The organism is Penaeicola halotolerans (genome assembly GCF_016464625.1).
GTDB classification, from domain to species: domain Bacteria; phylum Bacteroidota; class Bacteroidia; order Cytophagales; family Cyclobacteriaceae; genus Penaeicola; species Penaeicola halotolerans.
In genome coordinates, this window is sequence record NZ_JAEAGO010000001.1 from 365,804 (window position 1) to 387,358 (window position 21,555).

The following is a 21,555-nucleotide window of genomic DNA, read 5'->3' on the forward strand; positions in this document are numbered from 1 at the left end:
TAATATAATGAAAAAATTATATAGCCGAACGAAAATTAAGGAATAAGCCTCCTGTTCCAATTTTGTTTCTGCTATACTCAAGCCTAATGACTGTATCGTAAATAGTCCTCAGCTCAAGCCCTAATCCGTAGCCATAAATATATTGATTGGCGAGTAGTCTATTGCTTACATTTCTGGTACGATCATCTGCCCAACCTGAGTCAAAGTTGGCACTCAGATAAAGCTCAACGGGGATTTCATTGAACTCATCTAGTGGAGAGTATTTATCTACATTCCACTTCCAGTTGATCAGTCTTTTTTTGATACTTCCTCTTTGCAGTAAATAAGTTTGGCCCTCAACTACATACCGCTCATATCCTCTGACAAAGTCGGGCTGATAGCCTAATCCCACTATTTGACTATACGGGGTAGTTTTGTTAAAGAGGTGATAACCAGTCAAACTGCCAGCTACAAAGAAATCTTTACCCAGTGGCTGATATCCTGCGGCATAGAATTTTAGCTCTGTTTGATTAAGCTCATTGGCTCTAAGTATCCCAGAATGTGCGATCGATGCACCTAGATAAGTGCCAGAAAGTGGATAGGCATTATTGTCGCGATTATCATATCTGAAATTATAGCTTGTAACCAGATAGCTTTGGTTAAGATCTCCAGTACCAAAGTAATCAGGTCTTCTATCAAGCAGCTCTTGGCTGATTTCTTGTTTGCGATAGCCTACTGACAAGCCGTGATAGTAATAAAATGATGGTCTATAAGTGTATGTAGCTGTAGCTCCATAATAATTTCTAAGGGTATTATCACTTCTCAAAAACACTTGTCGATTGTTTTCGCTGGCTACCGCGACTGTTTTGTTGTCAAAGTAATAGCCTAAAAATGACAGTCCTTGCTTTCGTGACTTATCAAAATAAGGAATGCTATAGCCGAGCTCAAATAACTTGGTAAAACCGAATTGAGCGATGACTCTTAGTCGCTCATTTCTACCAAACATGTTAAAGTGAAGCAGTCTCGCTCCATAATTGACGCGATCGAGGTCACGATCCTGATTGACCCACCACTCTGTGAAGTTTCTATCAGCTAACTTAAATATGATGCCAGGCCAGATGTACCAGCGTTCCGAAACTCGAACTAGGATATTGGTTTCAGCGGTATTGGTGCGCAGTGCTGTGACTTCTACGTTGGTAAATAGGAGCGTATTGTAAATCCTCTGCTGATCCTTTAGAAAAATCTTCTCAAGTTCTGAGGCTTTTACGGTATCTCCTTTTTGTAGTTGTAGTTCTCTTTTTATGATATAATCTTGGGTTTTATCATTGCCCAAGATGTATATTTCTGCTATGATCAAAGTGTCATCTTCAGTTACTTCTTGAGCTTCCAGTCTGCAAAAGACAGCGACTTGCAAGAGTAAAAAAATAAAACTGAACTTTTTGATCATCATGAACCTATGATAAATATGAAGACATTTCTGAGGAAGCTGTTTATTCTTCCAGTACTATTTTATCAATATGCTATATCGCCCCTTTTTCCGGCTAGCTGCAGGTATCATCCTACTTGTTCACAATATACGAAGGAAGCTATCCTCAAGCATGGCCCTATCAAAGGTGGCTGGCTTGGAATCAAAAGAATTCTTAAGTGCCACCCTTGGGGCGGGAGTGGTTATGATCCTGTTCCCTGACGTTTTTGTTTTTTGAGTGAATAGATAAAGATCACTATACCTGCTAGAACCAGCGGGATACTCAAGATCTGTCCCATATTGAGTGCTAGACTATCTTCGAAATCCACTTGATTAGTTTTGAAGTATTCCCAAACGAATCTAGCTCCGAATAAAAGCACTAAGAATATCCCAAATAGGTAGCCTTCAGGCACTTGACTTTTCTTACGAACCCATATCCCAAACAGTAGGATGAAAATAGCCAAGTAGCTCAATGCTTCATAGATCTGAGTAGGATGCTTAGCAATCCCCCAAGTATATACAGTAGCTACATATTGCCCTTTATCCATCTTCAAATCATAATTGAGAGGTGTATCTTTAGGTTCAGCGATATCCCGTCTCACATAAGGATAATCAGTCAACATGGATTTGACATTGCTATCTATGGTTGATTTTATTTGATCTTCTGTATAATTGCCCTTGAGAAAGGTGAATTGAAAAGCTATTGGAACTAGCCCATCTTTTGGACTTTCCCAGTCACTTTTCATAGCTTCTATATTTTCTAAAGGCATTTTGCTAGACATCATGAAATCTTCCGCATCTCTCGCGAAGACAAACCCATAATCGCTCTCTGTAGGTTTCCCACCAATTTCAGAGTTCATGAGATTTCCCAATCTGATCAGCACGGCAGTGATGGCTACTACGATGACGATACGGTCAACTATCCATAAGAAGCTCTGTCCAGCGGTCTTTTTGGTATAGAGATAGAGCGCTATGAGGATACCGATAGCTGCACCATGACTGGCCAATCCTCCCTCATATATTTTCAATATGTCGATAGGATTGCTCAAATACTTATCAGGCTCATAAAAAAGTACATGACCAAGACGCGCTCCCAATATGGTCGCGATGACCATGTAAATAGTCAAGCGATCTACGTCTGATTCCTTTTTGCCTTCTTTTTTAAACATATACACCATGATCTGCTGGCTGATGATGAAGCCTAGTGCAAAAAGTAAACTGTACCATCTAGGAATAGACCAACCAGAGATGACTTCAGGAATAGGATCCCATACGATATAGCTAAGAAATGACATGTTTAAAGTATTTTTTGTTGAAATAAAGGATAAAATATGTGCTTTCCAAAAGCTCTGTTTTTAAAGATGATTTAGTGCGTCAAGTTCTTCTTCAAAACTAGCACTGACAATCGGGAAACGATACCATGTTTTAGGATCGACATTAAATTCATCTAGATGAAAAGAAGGAGCTAAGCGTTCCCTTTTCCATTGATTTCTTGACCATAGCTTGAAAAACTTAATGATATAACCTTTTAATATCTCATCAGCGATTTTACCTTCTTCTTGCATGATGTGGTATATGGAAACTGGATCTCTGCCATCTCTGATCGCATGGCGTTCTATCTCCACTATGACGCTGTATGGCATCAAGTCTTGCTCATCGGTCTGAGATTGCTCACTAGGTCTAAGTTCTGCGCTAGGTTGTAGCGCATTAACTTTATTGAGTCCAGGATACGTAAGCGCTTTTTCGGCCCATTTCAACCATTGAAGGATGAAATATTTATCCACGCCAGCGATTGGGGCGATGCTACCACTGGTATCACCATCCATCGTGGTGTAGCCAACATCTCCTTCACTTCTATTGCTAGTAGTGAGTAGAAGTGCATTTTTGAGATTAGCCAATAGCCAAATAATAGGAGATCTAGATCTCGCTTGGATATTTTGCAGTGCGATATCGTCTTTCTCCCAATTGAGAGTCCTTCCGATGGCTTTTTCTATTTTGCTAGTGTAAGAGTCTACCTCTGAGGCGATTTCCCATTGATAGAAGCTAGCGCCTAATGAGGTTGCCAAATATTGTGCACTTTCTAAAGTGTCTTTTGAAGAGTTGTTAGAGCTTTGATAGGCTGTATGCAAGATATGAGCAAGGATATCTTTTTCTAAATAGGCAGAGCTAAGATCAAAGACGTCCTTAAAACCAAGTTTATTTAGAAAACGCTCAGGACCAAGCTGTGCGATCCCTCTTCTAACCATCTGTGCCACAAGTACAGCACAAGCTGCTGAATCAGCACCGCCACTAAGTGATAGCACGAAGCCTTGGCTTTTGACTTTTCGCATGTAGTCAAATAGTGCCAGAGAGGTAGCATCTGCAAACTCTACATTTTTATCGTAATGGTGTAGGTAAGGAGTATACTGGTTATTTGAATCGTCTTGGAAATCAACTGTGGCGATGGTTAAGTTGAAATCTTCAAATGATAATAACGGATTCTTTGCAATGATTTTACCAGATTTAGCGATGATGGTCTCACCATCATAGATCATTCTTCCAGCTTCGTTGCCTAGTAGATTGCAGAATAGATAAGTGCAGTTAAACTTCAGTGTGCTTTCTGTGACTAGATCTTCTCGGATTTTAGATTTAGCCATGGCAAAGTGACTGGCACTTGGATTCATGATTAGGTCTACCTTTCTATCGCAAAGTCGGTATCCAGGTCGCGCATCACCGCGCCAAGCATCTTCACAGATCTCAAATCCTATCTTGATGCCATGTAGATCGTAAGTAATGTCACCGAAAGGATACATTTTACCATCAAACTCAAGAGATGTCACTTCATTGGCTGGCCAAGGATCAAACCATCTAGGCTCATAGTGCACACCGTCTCTAGCGAGAAATTGCTTGGCAGTGAAACCTAAGATTTCTCCATCTTTGATCATACAGACGCAGTTATAGAGCAGGGTATTTAGCCTTACAGGCAAGCCTACTGCAACGGTGATTCCGTCAGTATGTGGAATGATGACTTTGAGTTGATCAGAAGCCTTTTTGGGAAGCCAATAAGTCAAGAAAAGGTCTTCACAGTTGTATGAGGTGATAGCGAGTTCTGGAAAGCAAAGTATTTGCACACCATTGGTTTTAGCTTCTGCTATTGCATCTAATATATGGGCAAGGTTGCTTTTCCAGTCAAGAGGTGTTTGGTTGACAGTAGCTCCTGCTATTTTGATTTGAGACATGAATCGCTTTATCTTATAAATACAAGAATCTCAGACAATGTTTAATTTCTCGCAAGCGATTTTAGCAGCTTCTTGCTCAGCCTTTTTCTTGTTAGGCCCTTTGCCTTCTGAGATAAACACATCATCTAAAAGTAGCTGTGCTTTAAACTCTTTAGTATGTTTAAAATATACCACATCTACTATCTCAAAGTTAGCTCTTTGATTTTCTTTTTGAGCCCACTCAATGATTTTACTTTTATAGTTGACGGTGGTATTGACTATTTCGTGTAAGTCAAAATGATTAGAAAGGAGTCGGTTGATGATAAACTTTTTACAGAAAGAAAAGCCTCTATCAATGTATACCGCGCCAATCAATGCTTCTAAAGTATCTCCATGAATAGATTTGTGGCCGTAGTTTCCACGACTATTGCTATCATAAGAGAGGATTTTACTAAGACCGATCTTGATGCCTACTTGATTAAGCGACTCTCTATTGACGATTCTAGAGCGGGTTTCTGTGAGAAAGCCTTCATCTTTGAAGGGGTATTTTTTGAAAAGATATTCTGCCACTACTGCTCCCAATACGGCATCTCCTAGGTATTCAAGTCTTTCATTGGAGTCTTTTACTCCATTGCTAAACTCCTTGGCTACGGAAGCATGCTGCATGGCTAGTCGGTATGGAGCCAAGTTAAAAGGCCTGCCACCCACGATCCTTTTGATCGAAGTAGCAAGCCTTCTGTCTTCTTTGCTATAAAATAAACTTTGAAATCTAATGCTACGGAGTAACCGCACGTATTATATCTTTTTGAGGATTATAGAGCAGTTATGTCCACCAAAACCAAACGTATTACTTAAAATTGCATTGACTGCCCTCTTTTGAGGCTTATTGAAAGTAAAGTTCAATTTATTGTCAAACTCCTCATCATCAGTAAAGTGATTGATAGTAGGAGGGACTTCTTGGTGTTTGATGGCTAGTATACCAGCGATCGCTTCTATGGCTCCTGCTGCTCCGAGCAAGTGACCAGTCATCGATTTGGTCGAACTGATATTTAGCTTGTAGGCATGATCGCCAAAGACTTTTTGGATAGCCTTGACCTCACTGATATCACCTAGAGGCGTTGAAGTTCCGTGCACATTGATATAATCAATGTCTTCAGGCTTCATATTGGCATCTTCTAAGGCTGATTTCATCACATTGGTAGCACCTTCTCCTTCAGGATGTGGGGCTGTGATATGGTGTGCGTCAGCTGACATACCACCACCTACGACTTCTGCGTAGATTTTAGCACCTCTAGCCTTAGCATGCTCGTATTCTTCTAGTATAAGGGCTCCTGCACCTTCACCTAAGACGAAGCCTTCACGGTCTTTATCAAATGGTCTCGAAGCTGTTTCAGGAGAGTCATTTCTTTGTGAGAGTGCTTTCATTGCATTGAATCCACCGATACCCGCTTGGGTCACAGCAGCTTCAGAGCCACCACAGATAGTCACGTCCATTTTACCAAGACGTATGTAGTTGAAAGCATCAATGATAGCATTGGTGCCAGAGGCACAGGCAGATACAGTCACGAAGTTAGGGCCTTTGAAGCCATACTTAATAGAAATATACCCAGTGCTGATATCAGCGATCATTTTTGGTATAAAGAAGGGGTTGAAACGTGGTGTTCCATCACCCTGAGCGAAGTACATGACTTCATCTTGGAATGTCTTGAGGCCTCCGATACCAGAGCCCCAGATCACCCCAGCTCTATTGAGGTTGATTTTTTCTAAATCCAAACCCGAATCTAACATGGCTTCATCCGTAGCGATCATCGCATACTGAGTGAAAGGATCCATTTTTCGGGCTTCTTTTTTATCGATGTGAGATTCTATATCGAAATTTTTCAATTCACAAGCGAACTGCGTCTTGAAGAGTGATGCGTCAAACTTAGTAATAGGTGCAGCACCACTCACACCATTTGTCAAACCCTGCCAATATTCTTCGACATTGTTACCAATCGGTGTGAGTGCGCCTATACCTGTTACTACAACTCTTTTCAAATTCATAAATGAATTTTAAGTGAGTAAGAATTTATTTTACGTTGGCTTCTAGATAAGAGATAGCCTGACCTACTGTTCCGATTTGTTCAGCTTGGTCGTCTGGGATAGAGATATTGAATTCTTTTTCGAATTCCATGATCAATTCCACTGTGTCAAGTGAGTCAGCTCCTAGATCATTTGTGAAGCTCGCTTCTGCTACTACTTCAGACTCCTCAACGCCAAGTTTGTCAACGATGATAGCTTTTACTCTTTGTGCGATATCAGACATTTTATAAAGGTTTTAGATTAAACACTCCGCAAAGAAATACATTTCGATCAATAATGTCAAACAATTTTTTGAAACTTGATAAGAGAATCTTCACTAACGAAGGCTTTGATCAAATAAATTTTTTACATTTGAATTTGATTTTAATTCTTCCTACATGAAGAAGAATAAGCTTCTCATCGAGTATGAGTACAACTTTGACTTGATTGGAATCATCTCGCCTGCAAGAGAATATAAATTAGCGTGGTCTCTCAATCAGGTGCTTAAAAGTGGTCTAGTGAAACAAAAAGATATTATCCTTGAACTCACTGACAACAGAAGTTTGATCATTTCAAATTTTATCGAACGCAAGCATTATGGTTTTATTCAATTGCTAAAAAATAGATCCTTTGCTCCAGATAGTAGAGTAGATTATTTGCTACCTGAGCTGAGGCAGTTTGACTTTTTCCTATTGATACAGGATGAGACGGAGACTATAGATATCGCGGAGATTGTTCAAATTTTAGCTTCAAACAATGAAATACAAAGTGTCGTCAAAATAGATATTGACAAAGTAAAGTCTAAAGAAAACCTATTAACTTATTAAACCTAATTATGAGTTTTATTGACAAAAGAACCAAAATAGTGGCCACGGTAGGCCCTGCATGTAACAACAAGGAAATGCTTAGTAAGCTAATTCATGCAGGAGCAGATGTGTTCAGACTTAATTTTTCACATGGAAGTCATGATGGTCACGCACAAGTGATCAAATATATCAGAGAGCTAAATGAAGAGCTCGGTACGAGTGTGAGTATTCTCCAAGATCTCCAAGGACCAAAGATCAGAATCGGTGAAGTAGAAAATAATGGCGTAGAGATACATGATGGAGATCAGATCATCATCACTTCTGAAACTATGATAGGCAATGCTAAGAAAGTAAGTACTGTCTATGAAGGTTTGCCAAAAGATGTGGTCAAAGGCGATAGAATCCTCATCGATGATGGTAAACTAGAGTTGATCGTAGATCATGTACAGGGTGTGGAAGTAACTTGTACGATCAAGCATGGGGGTATTTTGAAATCTAAAAAAGGCATCAACCTGCCAACAGCGAATGTATCTGCACCGTCTCTGACAGATAAGGATATTGAAGATTTAGCTTTTGGTCTAGAACAAGAAGTAGACTGGATAGCGCTCTCTTTTGTAAGAAGAGCTGAAGATATCACTGATCTCCGTGAGCGAATCAAACGATCTGGAAAGGACTGTAGAATCATAGCTAAGATAGAAAAGCCTGAAGCAATCAGAAATATAGATAGCATCATCGAAGCTACAGACGCGATCATGGTAGCTAGAGGAGACTTAGGGGTAGAAGTGCCTATGGAGCAAGTGCCGCTTCTCCAGAAGATGATGGTGCAGAAGTGTATAGAGGCAGCTAAGCCAGTGATCATCGCTACTCAAATGATGGAGAGCATGATCGAAAATGCCAGACCGACTAGAGCAGAAACGAATGATGTCGGCAACTCTGTGCTAGATGGTGCTGATGCTGTGATGCTTAGTGCTGAGACAGCTGCTGGTAAGTTTCCTGTAGAGACTGTACAAAGCATGGTCAAGATCATCCAATACATAGAGGCCAATGCAGATATTTACTATAAGCATAGAGATATGGATCCTACGCATCCTACATTCCTCAATAATTCAGTGGTTCAGTCAGCTTGTCGTTTGACGAGAACTACTAATGCAAAAGCTATTGTAGGAAATACCATGTCTGGGTTTACAGCATTTAGAATCGCCTCGCATAGACCGAAGTGTAAAATATTTATTTTCACACCAAGCAAGCGTTTGTTGAATAAGTTGAATTTGGTATGGGGTGTCAAAGGGGTGTATTATGATAAAATGTCATCCACTGATCATACCTTCCAAGATATACAAGACACACTCAAAGTAAATCACGAAGTCAAAAAGGGCGATGTGATCATCAATACAGCGAGTATGCCTATAGAAGCTAAAAAGCGAACTAATATGTTAAAGGTACATATAGTAGATTAAAAAAATAGCTAAAGGGGAGTCGATGAGACTCCTCTTTTTTTGGAATAGATTTTATCCAAATATTATTTATCAGCTCTAATTACTTTTGATACTTAATATTTTGTACTTTGTGATCATTCAGGAGAATATCTGGCAAAGTTGAATAATGAGTAATGGATAGATTTCAGCAAGAGCCAATTTTCAGAAATAGGTTTTTTAATAAACCTTCGCAGTATGGCTTTCTAGTTTTTCTGGTGGTTCTTGGCTCTGGAGTGTTTTTGACACTTTTGAGTTATCAACTTTTGTCTAAAAATGAAGAGGAAGACTTAGAAAACCTCATGACTGTCGTCACCCAAAACATCAGACAGTCACTTGACTATAGTCAATCAGCGGCTTTTACTTTAGCCATGGGGGTCTCTTCTGACGGAATCTCTCCCAATATAGATGAGTATGCAGCGCAGATTATTGATAATAATACCTACCTCGATGCTGTCCAACTAGTGCCTGATGGGGTCATACAGTACGTTTATCCATTAGCAGGTAATGAACCAATCATAGGATATGATATCCTATCTGATACGCTCAGAAATAGAGAAGCATACGAGGCAATAGAGAAAAGGCAAATCGTCTTTTCTGGTCCATACGAACTCAAGCAAGGAGGTACCGGCATAGTGGGTAGAATTCCTATATTTATTGATGCAGAGTTTTGGGGATTTTCGGCTGTGGTCATTAGACTAGAGACACTCGTTAGGCTTTCAGGGATGGATATTTCTACAGAGTCTCCTTATTACTACCAGTTTTCTAAGGTTAATCCAAACACTGGTGAACTAGAGTATTTTTTACCCCAGAGATCAGAGTATGAAAAAAATGTCTCAAGAACTACTTTTTTTCCAGAGGGGAGTTGGAATCTGACCATCTATAAATCTAAAATGAGTAATGCTATTTTTGGTGTTTACTTTCTTGGCTTGATGAGTCTCATTCTCTCAGTGGTCTCTGGTATTTCCGTTACCAATGTGCTCAAAAAGCCATATGAACTGGAAAAGATGGTTAAATCTCAGGCTAAGGAAATCTCTAAGACCAATCAAAAAAATGCAGCCATCCTCAAGGCACTTCCTGATTTACTTTTTATTCTTGATAAAAATGGCGTTTTCCTAGATTATCATAAACCTCAAGGAATGAGTACACTTAGAAAGCCTGAGGAATTTTTAGGAAAGAAAATTGAGGATGTCATGCCGGATACTTATATGCAAGAAGTTCAAGGTAAATTAGAAGAAGCACTCAAAGGCTCTCAGTTGGTAGAGCATGAATATTCTTTGGATTATCCTACAGGCAAGCGAGATTTTGAGGCTAGATATGTCAAATGTGGATTAGAGGAAGTTCTAGTCATCGTAAGGGATGTCACACAAGAAAAGCAAGCCTCTGATCAATTGAAGCAAAGCGAATTGCGCTACAGAGAACTGGTAGAGCAGGCTTCAGATGGTATATTTCTAATTGATGATCAGGGGATCATACTTGATATAAATGCGAGTGGTTTGGAGATGTCGGGCTATGATAAGTCAGATGTAATAGGTAAATCAATAGACGAATTTTTTATCAAAGAAGATGATGCTATGGAGCAGCAGCCTTTTCAAAGTTTAAAACAGGGCGAGCAGATCATCAGTACAAGAAAAATAAAAGCAAAGTCTGGTGAGGTGCTTACTTTAGAGATCAGTGCCAAAGTACTCAAAGATAATCAAATACAAGGAATAGCGCGAAATGTGACAGAGCGCATACGCTACATCCAAGCGATAGAAGAGCAAAATACCAAACTCAAAGAAATAGCTTGGATGCAATCTCATGCTGTTAGAGCTCCTTTAGCGAGGATTCTAGGGTTGGCTGATTACATCAAGTTTCATGCGAGTGCAGAAGAACGAGAAGAGATGCTACTTCATCTGATACAATCTAGTAAAGAACTAGACAATGTCATCAAAGAGATCGTTAAAAAGAGCTCACAAATCAATGAAGACAGTCTCAGCTAAAAGACCTTTTTTAGAGTAGCCCAAAGAGATTTTTTATAAGCAACATTTTGCTCTAGTTCATCAAAGCTATGAGAAAGAATGTAAGTTTTACCTTCAAAATAATACTCTTCATCATATTTAGATTTATCAGAGCCAAGCGCCCTTTCTTTGATGCCAAAGATCAACATCTTCTCATGTGGCAGTTCTAAAATCTGCTCCCAGAGATTAGGGATGTGCCTCTGAGCACCAATATTGATAAATGCAGCATCTTCCATTAGAGAATAATTAATGGCCTTGAGGATGTTTAACATCAAGTCTGCTTGAGCTTTTGGTAGTTTTTGCCCTTGGGGTGTCTCAAATACTACTAATAGACCTCTTTGATTTTGCCCTTTGTAACTGAGTGATGGATATGGACTAGGAGTAGTTTTTTCTTTAGCAAGTGGAGCAGCCTCAGCAATTGGAGTACTCTCTTTTTCAATAGCTTTTTGAGTTGGCTTAGACTCTATCCTAGGTTCAGGTTGAGTGTCAGATACGGGATCTAGGTAGATCGGTGTATCTATAAAGTTAGCCAAAAAGAGTGCTTGCTCTAGCGCATTTTCATCCATGATCAAAAATACATTTTTGGCAATACATAGGCAAGAAAAAACGACTAGGGTAGATGATATTACCAAGCTAGTCGTCATTCATTGGAAAGGTATAAAAGATTTAAGCCTTTTCGTCTAATTTGAATATGGATTTTAGTTCTTTGGCGTCTTCAGGTTTCATACGTTGAGCTAATACTAATCTTAGTTGTCTTCTTCTTAGCGCACTTTCATAGAGTTCTTTCTCATCTGCGGTCTCTGGTTTGAGTTCAGGCACCTCTATTGGTCTACCATTCTGATCTACAGCTACGAAAGTGAAAAATGCACGGTGAGTTTTCGCTTTTTTATTAGCAGGGATATCTTCAGCCCATACCTCTATGTAAACTTCCATGCTAGAGTTGAAAGATCGCGTTACTTGAGCTTCGAGTGTCACTACATTTCCTAATGAAATGGGATGATTAAATGAAATGCTGTCTGCAGAGGCAGTGACTACGATGCGATTAGAGTGACGCTGAGCAGCGATAGCTGCTACTACATCCATCCAGTGCATAAGTCTTCCTCCCATGAGGTTGTTTAGTGGGTTAGTGTCATTGGGTAACACTAGCTCTGTCATGACGACTTTCGACTCTTTTGGGGTTTTGATCTTAGCTGGCATAAAATTTCGTTTGATTCAAATATAAAAATTTATTCAGATAAAAATATAAACTATTTTTAAATATATCAAATTATATTTTGATTACTTCCAACCATCAGTTCCAAGGAGAGGTACAAAAGCAAAGTTATCGAAGACCTCTTTTTCGATGGTTTTTTCTGTTTTCTTAGTGAGTCTTAGCATCTGTTGTTTCTTTTTATCCCCAACTGGGATGACCAATATTCCGCCAACTTTAAGCTGTTGCAAAAGTGCCTTAGGAACTACTGGTGCACCAGCGGTGACGATGATTTTGTCATATGGGGCATACTTAGCCAAACCCAAGGAACCATCACCTTGGAAGAAATTAGCTTTGAAGCCTAGGCTAGGTAGAAATTTCCGCGTTCGCTCAAAAAGTACTTTCTGATATTCTATGGTATAAACTTGAGCGCCCAGTAACATCAATATAGCAGCTTGATAGCCAGATCCAGTGCCGATTTCTAGTATTTTGTCTCCTGGCTTGACTTGCAGGAGTTGTGACTGAAATGCCACGGTATATGGTTGTGAGATCGTCTGACCTTCTCCGATGGGAAAAGCTTTGTCCTCATAAGCATGTTCCAATAGTGCGCTTTCAAAAAAGAAATGTCTTGGCAGGGTATCGATAGCTTTGAGCACTTCAGTGCTTTGAATGCCTTTTTCCGAAAGTAAGCGGACAAGTGCTTTGCGCATGCCTTTGTGTCTATATGAATCAGTGAGTGCCATGGAAATTTAATCTGAAAGCGAATATAAAGGAATAAGGTAGGGGACTCAATCAATGAATGAAAAATATGTGCAGACTTGAAGCTATTTTTCCTTTAATTTGGTTGCTTAATAAAAGGAACCATTCAAGTCATGTTTACAGGAATCATAGAAACCTTAGGGGAAGTCAAAGCAATAAAAAGGGAAGGCACTAATGTGCATTTTACCATAAAGTCATCTATTACCCATGAGTTAAAAATAGATCAATCAGTGGCACATAATGGCGTCTGTTTGACAGTAGTACAGATCAATGGTGATGAATATGTCGTGACAGCTATCGATGAGACTTTGCAGAAGACAAGTCTAGGGTCTTGGCTGGTGGGTTCCAAAGTCAATATAGAGCGTTGCATGCCAGCTAATGGGAGATTTGATGGGCACATTGTCCAAGGCCATGTAGATCAAACGGGAACAGTCACCAATATTCAAGAGCAAGATGGTAGCTGGTTATTTGATTTTAGCTATGATCCTGATAAAGGAAATATCACTGTAGAGAAAGGATCGATCACCATCAATGGTACGAGTCTGACTTGCTTTGCTTCTAAAAAGGGTGCTTTCAGAGTAGCGATCATTCCCTATACTTATGAACATACCAACTTTCATCAATTGAAAATAGGAGATATCGTAAACTTAGAGTTTGATATTATAGGCAAGTATATCCAGCGAATCACGCGTGGCTACAGTGAGTAGGCCTAAAAGTTGAGGTTCTTTTTAAGCATGAGCTTCCTAGTCACCAAGTAGCCTATATATCCTGCAATCACTCCAATGAGTGCTCCTACGATGATGTCTGCAGGGAAGTGTACTCCTAGGTATATCCTGCTATAAGAGACGATGGCCGCCCAAAGAAACATCCATTTGGCCCATTTTTTTTCTCGAAACATCAAAAAGATAAAGGTCGCTAAGCCAAAGGTATTGGAGGCATGTGATGAGGCGAAGCCATATTTACCTCCGCATCTTTTGTAAGTATGTACGAGGTGGCTGATATCAGGGTCTTGACAAGGTCTGAAGCGCTCAAAGTATGGCTTCATGATGCCACTCGCTGTCTGATCCGCTATCAATATCACTACTCCTACTCCCACTAAGAGCCACAATGTATTTTTGCCAAACTGACGATACATCAAGTAGATGAGGAGAAGGTAAAAAGGTACCCACTCTATACGTCCGCTGATCACAGACATGATTGGATCTAGCCAATCAGCATGTTTGCCATTGAGCCAAAGAAAAAGTGCTACATCCCATTCTATTAACTGCTCTATCATGCCAACCAGTTGATGTCTTTTTTCAATAAGGAAAGTGTTTTAGCTTCTGGACTGTTATCTTTTACTTGATGGGCATAAGTCCAGTGAGCTTGAGGAGGTAGACTCATCAGGATAGACTCCGTACGGCCATCCGTATCCAACCCAAATTTAGTGCCTTTGTCCCAGACTAGATTAAACTCCACATAGCGTCCTCTGCGATGATACTGCCAGCTTTTTTCATTTTCACCATAGGGGATCTTACTGTTTTTGTTCATAAAGTAGCGATAGGTAGGAGCGAAGAGCATGCCTACGTCTTTTACAAAAGCAAAGATTTGATCAAAACTCATTTCATCGCTTTCCATTAGTCTATCAAAGAAGATACCACCTACGCCTCTAGTTTCTTTGCGGTGTTTGAGGTAAAAGTAGTCATCCGCCCAAGTTTTGAATTTCGGATAGTAGTCCGCATGGTGCTTGTCGCAGACATTTTTGACCTGCTGGTGAAAGTGTCTCGCATCGGCTTCATCGATATAGTGTGGGGTAAGGTCTATCCCTCCACCAAACCAATATGTGCCATTGCTCATCTCAAAATAGCGGATATTCATATGGATGATCGGTACCATTGGACTTTGAGGATGCATCACTATAGATACTCCAGTAGCATAAAAGTCCGCCTGCTCCAACTTAAGTGCTCTCAAAATATTTTCTGGAGTGGGGCCATATACAGCTGAGAAGTTGACACCACCTTTCTCTATTATTTTACCATTTTCTATGACGCGTGTTCTTCCACCTCCGCCACCAGGTCTTTGCCAAGCATCTTCTTGAAACTTAGCTATAGAATCTTCTGCCTCCAACTCTCGACAGATATGGTCTTGTATGGCTTTAAACTGTTCTGCTATTTCCTCTTTAGTCAATCTACTCATGATAAATTATTATATATCGCTATGTTAAAATGGATATCCAATACCGAAATTGAGAATCGTCTGACCAGATCGGCCAAATGGCCTTCTCCATGAAATCTGATCAATCACCCAACGCTCTCCCTCAGGTAGTCCTGGCTCGTGTAGCTTAATCCCAGCATCCAGTCGGATGATGAGAAAGTCAAAGTCTAGCCTAAGTCCAAGTCCCGATCCTAGAGCGATCTCTTTATAGAACCTATTGGCTTCAAAATTAGCTCCCGGCCGCTGTGTATCTTCGCTGATCGTCCAGACATTACCTGCATCAAAGAATAGCGCTCCATCGATGAAACCTACTATTTTTCTTCTAATCTCTAAAGTAGCTTCCATCAAGATCTCTCCTGGTTGCTCAAAGGCATAGTTGACCGTACCGTCATCATTGAGTCTGGAGTATGATCCAGGGCCTAATCTCCTAGGTTGCCATGCCCTGATACTCGAACTACCTCCCGTGAAGAAATATTTTTCATAGGGAAGAGCATTGACATCACCATAGGGGCTAGCTACACCTAGATTTAGTCTAAAGGCCAGCTTATGATACTTATCTATTGGCAAAAAGTGTCTAAAGTCTGTTTGAAACTTTAAAAACCTGAAGTAGGTCAGATTTGTATTCGGAAAAATATCGTTAGGGTCCACTAAGTTTTGTGTGGTACCTCCACTCTCTGCGAGTAGTCGTAGCATAGAGGACTGCTTTTGTAGGGTACTATACCCATTGAAATCTATGATAGCCTGTCCTGATACCGAGCTTACAAAAGACGGTGTGAAAGATAAAAAGAGGTTATTGCCACCTTGTGCCAATTCATCTAATGTGTTTTGAAATGCCTCTGATGTGATCCTAGAGTCGATGACGTTTAGATCTACAGCATTGACAGTAAAGGCAATTTTATTATCTGGAGTATTCCAATTATAGGCAAGAAGTCCATTAACACCTTGACGGATGTATTCTGGTCTATTGACATAGTTGACCCCAAAACTCAGCCTAGTTCTAGGGTTATATCTACCAAAGTTTTCATTTTTGAAGGGCACCAAAAATTGAGGGAAAATCAAGGCCGCATTTGTGGAGATCTCTTGGCTACGATAGACTCCACCCAGTTCGGTCACAGCAGCTACTCCTTCAAAACCAAATCTAAAGTTGAATTCAAATATCTCTAAGCCTTTGAAGATGTTTCTATTTCTCAGTGACAAACTGTAAAATGGTCCTGGTAGACCTTCTGTGATATTGACCCCACCTTCATTAGATAGTGAGTACTTATCTAGTGGTCTCGTGAAAATATTGGTAATCAACTGATCTCCATCTCGCTCATACTGGATATTAACAAAGCGAAACATGTCCATATTGGCAAGTTGCCGCTGTGTCTGCAGGCGATCTTCTTGGTTATAGAGATCGTTTTTCTTGATGAATATCCTAGAGTCAAGTACTTTGGTAGAGTAGCTGTCCTTGTACAGAGAGTAATTGGTTTTATTATAGACTTTATTGACCCGATTGTAAGGGACATTTTCTAATGCTGGTTCGATGAAGAAATTAATTGAATCAATTCGGTAAAGGATGTGATTTTCAGTATCAGCAGGTTTTTTGATCAACATTTCAACATCCATACTTTTCTGCACTGAATCAAAAAAGACTGTATACTCTATGTACTGTTTGCTAAAATCAAAATAGCCATTATTGAGTAAAAGTTCTTCTACACGATTGCGCTCCTGAGAGAGTCGATCTTGACTATACCTAGCTCCTTGGATGATGAGTCTATCTGATTCGTTTTCTTCCAGTAGTTTATATATTTTTTCATCATCACTTTTGACAAAGAAAGTATCTATGACATAGAGCGGCCCTTCTGAAACTTCGTAAGTAAGAAAAATTTTCTTTTTGTCTCGTGATGTTTCAAAGTCCACTTTACTTTCAAAAAAGCCATTATTGTAGAGATAGACCTCCATCTGCTGTGCGGTCTGCTGGGTGATCAGACTGTCATAAATAGTCAGTGGACGCCCCCATCGCATAAACTGATTGCCTCGCTCGATCTTTTTATTGAGTTGATTGAGCTTGAGTGTTCTTCTACCTTCTAGCTTTTCCTTTTTGCGACTCTTCTCTGCTTCGGCTACTTTTTCATCAAATTTTTCATTGATGCTTACTTTCTTTTTTTCTAATGCCACACTATCGTATAGTGATTCTCCGAAGTTGTAGAGTTTGACATAAGGATAAAAATTAATGAGGGGAAATTTGGTGTTAGGCTCTTGTTGTAGAAGCTCCTCAAGTTCATACTTCTTAGTCTTTTCTAGGCCTTCAATATTGACTTCGTCTAGTTGATATTGCCCATCTTTTAGTTGTCTCGTCACAGAGCAACTGCATAGCAGAAAAAGTAAAACTAAAGACTTATGTATATATTTGGATTTGAACACAGACGCCTTGAAATAAATGTTAAGCAAAAATACAGTTAAGTTTATAAAATCCCTGCATTTAAAGAAATACCGTAGGCAAGAAAAAGCTTTTTTAGTAGAAGGAGCGAAGAGCTTGCAGGAATTACTCAAATCTCAGTATGACATTCGCTTCATGGTGCTAACGCAAAGTCAAGCTGACTTATTAGCCAATGAGCTAAAAAGTAGGCGAGTGGAAGTGATCATTGCTACTGCCAATCAACTAGAGCAGATATCTACTTTCAAATCCAATGATGCTGGACTAGCAGTGGTGACACTTCCAGAGGAAAGATCTCCAAAACCTGCAAGTAAAGGACTCACGCTTTGCCTAGATGATGTAAGAGATCCAGGCAATCTAGGGACGATCATCCGCATTGCGGATTGGTATGGTGTCCGAGAGATAGTTTGTTCTGAAGAGACAGCGGAGTTTTACAACCCTAAAGTGATCAGTGCTACTATGGGCTCTTTTTGTAGAGTAGGGGTGAGCTATACTTCGTTGACCGAATATCTTTCAGAGATCAAGCTTCCTGTTTATGGAGCCTTTTTGGCAGGGGATAATATCTACAAATCTGAGTTGCCATCAGATGCGGTGATTGTCATGGGCAATGAGTCAAATGGAATCAGTGATGAAGTAGCCGCTTTGATTTCTCACCGACTTACGATACCTAGCTTTGGAGCTGCTGAATCACTCAATGTAGCCATCGCTACAGCTGTTATTTGTGATAACTTTCGTAGAGGAGCATAAAAAAACCTCCGTCTGATCCAAACGAAGGTCTTGTAGGTTGTACTGGATTCGAACCAGCGACCTCTGCCCTGTCAAGGCAGCGCTCTAAACCAGCTGAGCTAACAACCTATTTGAGCTCGAATATCTTTGATTTTATTCATATTCACAAGCATTCAGAGATACTGCCATTCAACTCTTTTTTAGTGAATTGTAAATGAGTCGCTTAATTTAATTCCTGAATGCTTTTTCCACCTGAGGAAGTACATCCACCCCTTCATGAGGATTGATCGCGCCTTTGCCTAGTATATGCCAGACACCATCTCCTAGACTGATATACTTTCCTGCCTTGCTAGGATCAGCTTCTATTGCTTGCTCATAGTCATAGTCAGGAATGAAGATAGTTTTTAACTTAGATTTGAGCTCTTTCCAGTCTATTGTACGCTCTGAGGTTTTACCATCTTCCGTATAGCGCATCAGGGCTGTTCTTGTGCTAAAATAGACCTTGATCTCTGACTGATAGCGAGACTTGTCGGCAGAAATATCCAAAAAGGTCAAGTGCATAGGAGCTTCCTTTTTACTGACTTCATAGATCGCTTGGATTAGTTCTTGGAGTAAGTATTCCCATTCCTCCTTATTGGCAGGGACAGCGCGATAGGTTTTATCATGCTTATCTTTAGCCATGATTTTTAAAAATGGCTCCTCAGATTCTGCTTTAGTTTGGTTATTTGGCCAATTAGTCTTCCCGTAGATTTTTCTAAGCTCTTGTTCCCAAATCAGTGGGAGCTCTCCAGTCCATTTGAAATCATCCTCTAGCGTAAATCCCTCATCAAGGATCTCTTCCTCAGTCAATTCCTCTCTATCAGTATAGGTCATGTCGAAGCTGACATTGACAAATTTCTTTTCAAATACCAAGCGAAGCTTATACCCAAAAGCATAAGGTGGAGGGATACTACCAGTGGAATAGTCCACATCTATTCTGATGATTTCGTCTGTTCGTAGATGCATATTTGATCTTTAAGCATGCAATTTAGGTATTTTATCGCTAAGGCACTGAAGACAATTAGGATAAATAAAGGTGAAGCAAATGAGTCAGTAAAGCTGATTTTGCGTTTAACTTTGTGTAGGTGAATATTATGGAAGAGAAATTTGAAGAAATTATAAATCAGCTGTTGGATAGAGGTTGGGCAGAGATGCCGGACTTTTTGGATGATGAATTCAGAAAGGCGCTCAGAGCTGAGCAGTTGGCGTTGATAGCAGAGGGAGAGTTTAGGCAAGCTGGAATCGGACGAGGCACTAGCTTTCAAGTAAGACCTGAGATCAGAAGTGATCAAGTGCTCTGGCTAGAGCCAGGTGATCTATCTCCACTGCAGCAACAGTACTGGCAATTATTGGATGAGCTAAGGCTACATATCAACAGGAGCTGTTACCTCGGTTTACGGTCTTTTGAAGGGCATTTTGCACGCTATCCACAGGGCTCTTTTTACAAAAGACACTTAGATCAATTCAGTCAAGTGAGCTATCGGATCGTATCGGCCATCACTTATCTCAATGAGAACTGGCAACCAGGGGATGGTGGAGAACTGCGTATATATGAAAGTGCCGCAGATGATGCGTCTTATGTGGATATAGCGCCTACAGGAGGAAAGTTGGTTTGTTTTCTCTCAGGAGAGATTTTTCATGAGGTACTTCCTGCACACAAGGAGCGATATAGTCTGACAGGCTGGTTTAGAAATATCGACTAGTAGTTCATTTTGATCCTTAGTGAGGCGGTTTTAGTATGCTTATATTTAGCTTTTTCAAAATCAGGAGGACCAAAAGTGCCTTTGACGTCATTTGAAAAACCATAACCCTCCTTAGGTATTCCGACCATATTGGTGTCTAGTTTTCCATTGTTGTTTTCATCATGAACTACTGCAAACACATAATCACCATGAGGCAAATCTTCCAGGGAAAGTGAAGCAGTTTTATGACTTGTCACGTTGACTTGCTTAGAGATGAGAGCCTTCGATGGATCGTCTGGATAGCCATCCTTTTTGTCAAAAACTAAGATCAATATTTGACCTTTAGCACTTCTGAGCGCATCAAATTTGAGTGTAAGGGTAGAGGAAGCTTGCTGATAAATGATGCTAGTAAGGATCGCTAAAATGAGTACTAAAAATTTCATTTCTTTTCAATTTTATAGTTCAAATGATTGCTTCCGTTGGATCTTTCCTGTGGCAGTCATCACGAATGAGGGCCTGTAAAGGATTTCCTTAGGAGCATGATAGGGCGGAAGCTTTTCTTTAGCTAATGAAAGCAATTTCCCTTCCAAGTTTGCATCTAGCGGATCACGTTCCAATATCAACACTACTTTTTGGCCAAATTGAGGATCATCTTTTGCCCAGATAAAGTACCGATTTTTGATTTGAAGACTTGTGAGTACTTTACTGATTTCTTTTTCTACTTGCTCTGGTTGGATTTTTACGCCTCCAGAATTGATCACAAAATCCGCTCGACCAAGCCAGTGAAATCTACGCGAATCTAGGAGTTCCACTAGGTCATTGGTCACTAAAAGCTCATGATCTGTCAATGCAGATGAGATAGTGAGGCAACCTCTATCATCAGTACCGATTTTGATTTCATCAAACACCTCAAAAGCACTACTAGCTTTTGGTCCGTTGAGTCTTCGAAGGGCAATGTGAGAGACAGTTTCAGTCATCCCATAGGTAAGATAGATCGGTGTGTTGATCGATTGAAGTTTATCTTCGGTGTCTTGATCCAATGGTGCTCCACCGATCAGTACTGCCTTCATGTCTTCTAGCTTAGCTAGTGTGCGTGGCTTCTGAATGATCGCTTGTAACTGCATAGGTACCAGTGCAGTGAAGTCATATTGGTGGTCATCAGCAATCAGGTCAAATGGATTGATACCTGGCTCTATGATGTGCAACTCCATATCCCACTCAAATGCTCGAACCATCATCATTTTACCAGCGATATAGGCAGTGTTGAGGCAGTTGAGCACCTTCCAAGAAGGATCAAATCCCAAAGCTTGACCTGTCAGCTGAGCACTAAGCGCCATCTGAGTCCTGCTTGCTTCGAAGTGCTTGGGACTTCCTGTAGAGCCCGAAGTTTGAAGGTTGAAAACTTGCTTGCCAGAAAGCCAATCATGTGCAAAACCTAATGCATGTAACTCAAAGTCATTGAGTCCAGGCTGTAGGTACTTTTGCTCTAATATATCCTTAAAAGTATAGGTGCGTTGATTGAGGTGGAGTTGAGTTTGCTTCATATCGACAATTTACACAAAAGGGAA

22 protein-coding genes and 1 tRNA gene are annotated in these 21,555 nt (G+C 40.2%); 7 read left to right on the forward strand and 16 right to left on the reverse strand.

The genetic code is table 11. The features are described 5' to 3' along the window. Nucleotides 1-16 precede the first annotated feature (16 nt). Complete coding sequence (locus I5349_RS01620) at nucleotides 17-1,429, reverse strand: BamA/TamA family outer membrane protein (protein WP_226388978.1); 1,413 nt, start codon at nucleotides 1,427-1,429, stop codon at nucleotides 17-19. 15 nt (nucleotides 1,430-1,444) lie between these two features. On the opposite strand from I5349_RS01620, the gene yidD reads away from it, so the two are divergent. Further along, the gene (yidD, locus tag I5349_RS01625) at nucleotides 1,445-1,666 is read left to right on the forward strand and encodes a membrane protein insertion efficiency factor YidD (RefSeq protein ID WP_226388979.1); all 222 of its coding nucleotides are present in this window, start codon (nucleotides 1,445-1,447) and stop codon (nucleotides 1,664-1,666) included. Here yidD and I5349_RS01630 read toward each other — a convergent pair. From I5349_RS01630 to I5349_RS01650, 5 genes are read right to left on the reverse strand one after another with little or no spacing between them, the layout of a single operon-like run. Then, nucleotides 1,648-2,739, reverse strand: coding sequence for a prolipoprotein diacylglyceryl transferase (locus I5349_RS01630; protein ID WP_226388980.1), 1,092 nt, complete (start codon nucleotides 2,737-2,739; stop codon nucleotides 1,648-1,650). The genes yidD and I5349_RS01630 overlap by 19 nt on opposite strands. A gap of 60 nt (nucleotides 2,740-2,799) precedes the next feature. After that, nucleotides 2,800-4,662, reverse strand: a complete 1,863-nt coding sequence (gene nadE, locus I5349_RS01635; RefSeq protein WP_226388981.1) for an NAD(+) synthase — start codon at nucleotides 4,660-4,662, stop codon at nucleotides 2,800-2,802. A gap of 30 nt (nucleotides 4,663-4,692) precedes the next feature. Next, nucleotides 4,693-5,433 carry a ribonuclease III gene (rnc, locus tag I5349_RS01640; RefSeq protein WP_226388982.1) on the reverse strand — a complete coding sequence of 247 codons (741 nt, stop codon included), beginning with the start codon at nucleotides 5,431-5,433 and terminating at the stop codon, nucleotides 4,693-4,695. Between the two features lie 3 nt (nucleotides 5,434-5,436). Continuing rightward, a complete protein-coding gene (gene fabF, locus I5349_RS01645) occupies nucleotides 5,437-6,684 on the reverse strand; it encodes a beta-ketoacyl-ACP synthase II (protein ID WP_226388983.1) in 1,248 nt (415 codons plus the stop codon). Nucleotides 6,685-6,709: 25 nt separating this feature from the next. Continuing rightward, entirely contained in the window at nucleotides 6,710-6,946 is a 237-nt protein-coding gene (locus I5349_RS01650) for an acyl carrier protein (RefSeq protein WP_226388984.1), read from the reverse strand. Between the two features lie 154 nt (nucleotides 6,947-7,100). Here I5349_RS01650 and I5349_RS01655 point away from each other — a divergent pair, with 154 nt between their 5' ends. The 3 genes from I5349_RS01655 to I5349_RS01665 all read left to right on the forward strand — a co-directional run bounded on the left by I5349_RS01655 (nucleotide 7,101) and on the right by I5349_RS01665 (nucleotide 10,962). Next, entirely contained in the window at nucleotides 7,101-7,529 is a 429-nt protein-coding gene (locus I5349_RS01655; RefSeq protein ID WP_226388985.1) for an IPExxxVDY family protein, read from the forward strand. An 8-nt stretch (nucleotides 7,530-7,537) separates the two neighbouring features. Further along, nucleotides 7,538-8,965, forward strand: a complete 1,428-nt coding sequence (gene pyk, locus I5349_RS01660; RefSeq protein WP_226388986.1) for a pyruvate kinase — start codon at nucleotides 7,538-7,540, stop codon at nucleotides 8,963-8,965. A gap of 152 nt (nucleotides 8,966-9,117) precedes the next feature. After that, nucleotides 9,118-10,962, forward strand: coding sequence for a PAS domain S-box protein (locus I5349_RS01665; protein WP_226388987.1), 1,845 nt, complete (start codon nucleotides 9,118-9,120; stop codon nucleotides 10,960-10,962). Here the strand turns inward: I5349_RS01665 and I5349_RS01670 are convergent. The 3 genes from I5349_RS01670 to I5349_RS01680 all read right to left on the reverse strand — a co-directional run bounded on the left by I5349_RS01670 (nucleotide 10,959) and on the right by I5349_RS01680 (nucleotide 12,912). Continuing rightward, nucleotides 10,959-11,624 carry a hypothetical protein gene (locus I5349_RS01670; protein WP_226388988.1) on the reverse strand — a complete coding sequence of 222 codons (666 nt, stop codon included), beginning with the start codon at nucleotides 11,622-11,624 and terminating at the stop codon, nucleotides 10,959-10,961. The genes I5349_RS01665 and I5349_RS01670 overlap by 4 nt on opposite strands. A gap of 22 nt (nucleotides 11,625-11,646) precedes the next feature. Beyond that, nucleotides 11,647-12,177 (reverse strand): acyl-CoA thioesterase, encoded by a 531-nt coding sequence (locus I5349_RS01675; RefSeq protein WP_226388989.1) that lies wholly within the window; start codon nucleotides 12,175-12,177, stop codon nucleotides 11,647-11,649. Between the two features lie 81 nt (nucleotides 12,178-12,258). Continuing rightward, nucleotides 12,259-12,912, reverse strand: a complete 654-nt coding sequence (locus I5349_RS01680) for a protein-L-isoaspartate(D-aspartate) O-methyltransferase (protein WP_226388990.1) — start codon at nucleotides 12,910-12,912, stop codon at nucleotides 12,259-12,261. A gap of 129 nt (nucleotides 12,913-13,041) precedes the next feature. Between I5349_RS01680 and I5349_RS01685 the strand changes: the two genes are divergently transcribed. Next, the gene (locus I5349_RS01685) at nucleotides 13,042-13,635 is read left to right on the forward strand and encodes a riboflavin synthase (protein ID WP_226388991.1); all 594 of its coding nucleotides are present in this window, start codon (nucleotides 13,042-13,044) and stop codon (nucleotides 13,633-13,635) included. A gap of 2 nt (nucleotides 13,636-13,637) precedes the next feature. On the opposite strand, the gene I5349_RS01690 is transcribed toward I5349_RS01685, so the two are convergent. Genes I5349_RS01690 through tamL form a run of 3 tightly spaced genes read right to left on the reverse strand, consistent with a single transcriptional unit; the run spans nucleotide 13,638 to nucleotide 17,527 of the window. Beyond that, nucleotides 13,638-14,204, reverse strand: coding sequence for a phosphatase PAP2 family protein (locus I5349_RS01690; protein WP_226388992.1), 567 nt, complete (start codon nucleotides 14,202-14,204; stop codon nucleotides 13,638-13,640). Further along, entirely contained in the window at nucleotides 14,201-15,103 is a 903-nt protein-coding gene (gene hemF / locus I5349_RS01695) for an oxygen-dependent coproporphyrinogen oxidase (RefSeq protein WP_226388993.1), read from the reverse strand. Before hemF ends, I5349_RS01690 begins: the two co-directional genes overlap by 4 nt. A 24-nt stretch (nucleotides 15,104-15,127) precedes the next feature. Then, nucleotides 15,128-17,527 (reverse strand): translocation and assembly module lipoprotein TamL, encoded by a 2,400-nt coding sequence (gene tamL, locus I5349_RS01700; RefSeq protein ID WP_498366191.1) that lies wholly within the window; start codon nucleotides 17,525-17,527, stop codon nucleotides 15,128-15,130. Nucleotides 17,528-17,543: 16 nt separating this feature from the next. Between tamL and I5349_RS01705 the strand changes: the two genes are divergently transcribed. Continuing rightward, complete coding sequence (locus tag I5349_RS01705; protein ID WP_226388995.1) at nucleotides 17,544-18,287, forward strand: TrmH family RNA methyltransferase; 744 nt, start codon at nucleotides 17,544-17,546, stop codon at nucleotides 18,285-18,287. A 33-nt stretch (nucleotides 18,288-18,320) separates the two neighbouring features. Here the strand turns inward: I5349_RS01705 and I5349_RS01710 are convergent. Both I5349_RS01710 and I5349_RS01715 read right to left on the reverse strand, forming a co-directional pair. Continuing rightward, a tRNA-Val gene (locus I5349_RS01710) sits at nucleotides 18,321-18,395 on the reverse strand. 99 nt (nucleotides 18,396-18,494) lie between these two features. Beyond that, entirely contained in the window at nucleotides 18,495-19,271 is a 777-nt protein-coding gene (locus I5349_RS01715) for a hypothetical protein (protein ID WP_226388996.1), read from the reverse strand. Between the two features lie 128 nt (nucleotides 19,272-19,399). On the opposite strand from I5349_RS01715, the gene I5349_RS01720 reads away from it, so the two are divergent. Next, entirely contained in the window at nucleotides 19,400-20,008 is a 609-nt protein-coding gene (locus I5349_RS01720) for a 2OG-Fe(II) oxygenase (protein WP_226388997.1), read from the forward strand. Here I5349_RS01720 and I5349_RS01725 read toward each other — a convergent pair. Beyond that, nucleotides 20,005-20,430 (reverse strand): DUF2141 domain-containing protein, encoded by a 426-nt coding sequence (locus I5349_RS01725; protein ID WP_226388998.1) that lies wholly within the window; start codon nucleotides 20,428-20,430, stop codon nucleotides 20,005-20,007. The genes I5349_RS01720 and I5349_RS01725 overlap by 4 nt on opposite strands. Nucleotides 20,431-20,442: 12 nt before the next feature. Next, on the reverse strand, nucleotides 20,443-21,531 hold the full coding sequence (locus I5349_RS01730; RefSeq protein ID WP_226388999.1) for an AMP-binding protein: 1,089 nt from the start codon (nucleotides 21,529-21,531) through the stop codon (nucleotides 20,443-20,445). Nucleotides 21,532-21,555: the final 24 nt, after the last annotated feature.

Excerpts from the sequence above, each read along its gene's own strand:
- I5349_RS01655 (WP_226388985.1), top strand. The coding sequence starts at position 7,101 with ATGAAGAAGAATAAGCTTCTCATCGAGTATGAGTACAACTTTGACTTG.
- I5349_RS01680 (WP_226388990.1), bottom strand. The coding sequence starts at position 12,912 with ATGGCACTCACTGATTCATATAGACACAAAGGCATGCGCAAAGCACTT.
- I5349_RS01675 (WP_226388989.1), bottom strand. The coding sequence starts at position 12,177 with ATGCCAGCTAAGATCAAAACCCCAAAAGAGTCGAAAGTCGTCATGACA.
- I5349_RS01665 (WP_226388987.1), top strand. The coding sequence starts at position 9,118 with ATGGATAGATTTCAGCAAGAGCCAATTTTCAGAAATAGGTTTTTTAAT.
- I5349_RS01620 (WP_226388978.1), bottom strand. The coding sequence starts at position 1,429 with ATGATGATCAAAAAGTTCAGTTTTATTTTTTTACTCTTGCAAGTCGCT.
- fabF (WP_226388983.1), bottom strand. The coding sequence starts at position 6,684 with ATGAATTTGAAAAGAGTTGTAGTAACAGGTATAGGCGCACTCACACCG.
- I5349_RS01730 (WP_226388999.1), bottom strand. The coding sequence starts at position 21,531 with ATGAAGCAAACTCAACTCCACCTCAATCAACGCACCTATACTTTTAAG.
- yidD (WP_226388979.1), top strand. The coding sequence starts at position 1,445 with ATGAAGACATTTCTGAGGAAGCTGTTTATTCTTCCAGTACTATTTTAT.
- I5349_RS01705 (WP_226388995.1), top strand. The coding sequence starts at position 17,544 with ATGTTAAGCAAAAATACAGTTAAGTTTATAAAATCCCTGCATTTAAAG.
- pyk (WP_226388986.1), top strand. The coding sequence starts at position 7,538 with ATGAGTTTTATTGACAAAAGAACCAAAATAGTGGCCACGGTAGGCCCT.
- I5349_RS01690 (WP_226388992.1), bottom strand. The coding sequence starts at position 14,204 with ATGATAGAGCAGTTAATAGAATGGGATGTAGCACTTTTTCTTTGGCTC.
- I5349_RS01720 (WP_226388997.1), top strand. The coding sequence starts at position 19,400 with ATGGAAGAGAAATTTGAAGAAATTATAAATCAGCTGTTGGATAGAGGT.
- I5349_RS01715 (WP_226388996.1), bottom strand. The coding sequence starts at position 19,271 with ATGCATCTACGAACAGACGAAATCATCAGAATAGATGTGGACTATTCC.
- I5349_RS01670 (WP_226388988.1), bottom strand. The coding sequence starts at position 11,624 with ATGACGACTAGCTTGGTAATATCATCTACCCTAGTCGTTTTTTCTTGC.
- I5349_RS01630 (WP_226388980.1), bottom strand. The coding sequence starts at position 2,739 with ATGTCATTTCTTAGCTATATCGTATGGGATCCTATTCCTGAAGTCATC.
- I5349_RS01725 (WP_226388998.1), bottom strand. The coding sequence starts at position 20,430 with ATGAAATTTTTAGTACTCATTTTAGCGATCCTTACTAGCATCATTTAT.
- I5349_RS01685 (WP_226388991.1), top strand. The coding sequence starts at position 13,042 with ATGTTTACAGGAATCATAGAAACCTTAGGGGAAGTCAAAGCAATAAAA.
- hemF (WP_226388993.1), bottom strand. The coding sequence starts at position 15,103 with ATGAGTAGATTGACTAAAGAGGAAATAGCAGAACAGTTTAAAGCCATA.
- I5349_RS01650 (WP_226388984.1), bottom strand. The coding sequence starts at position 6,946 with ATGTCTGATATCGCACAAAGAGTAAAAGCTATCATCGTTGACAAACTT.
- nadE (WP_226388981.1), bottom strand. The coding sequence starts at position 4,662 with ATGTCTCAAATCAAAATAGCAGGAGCTACTGTCAACCAAACACCTCTT.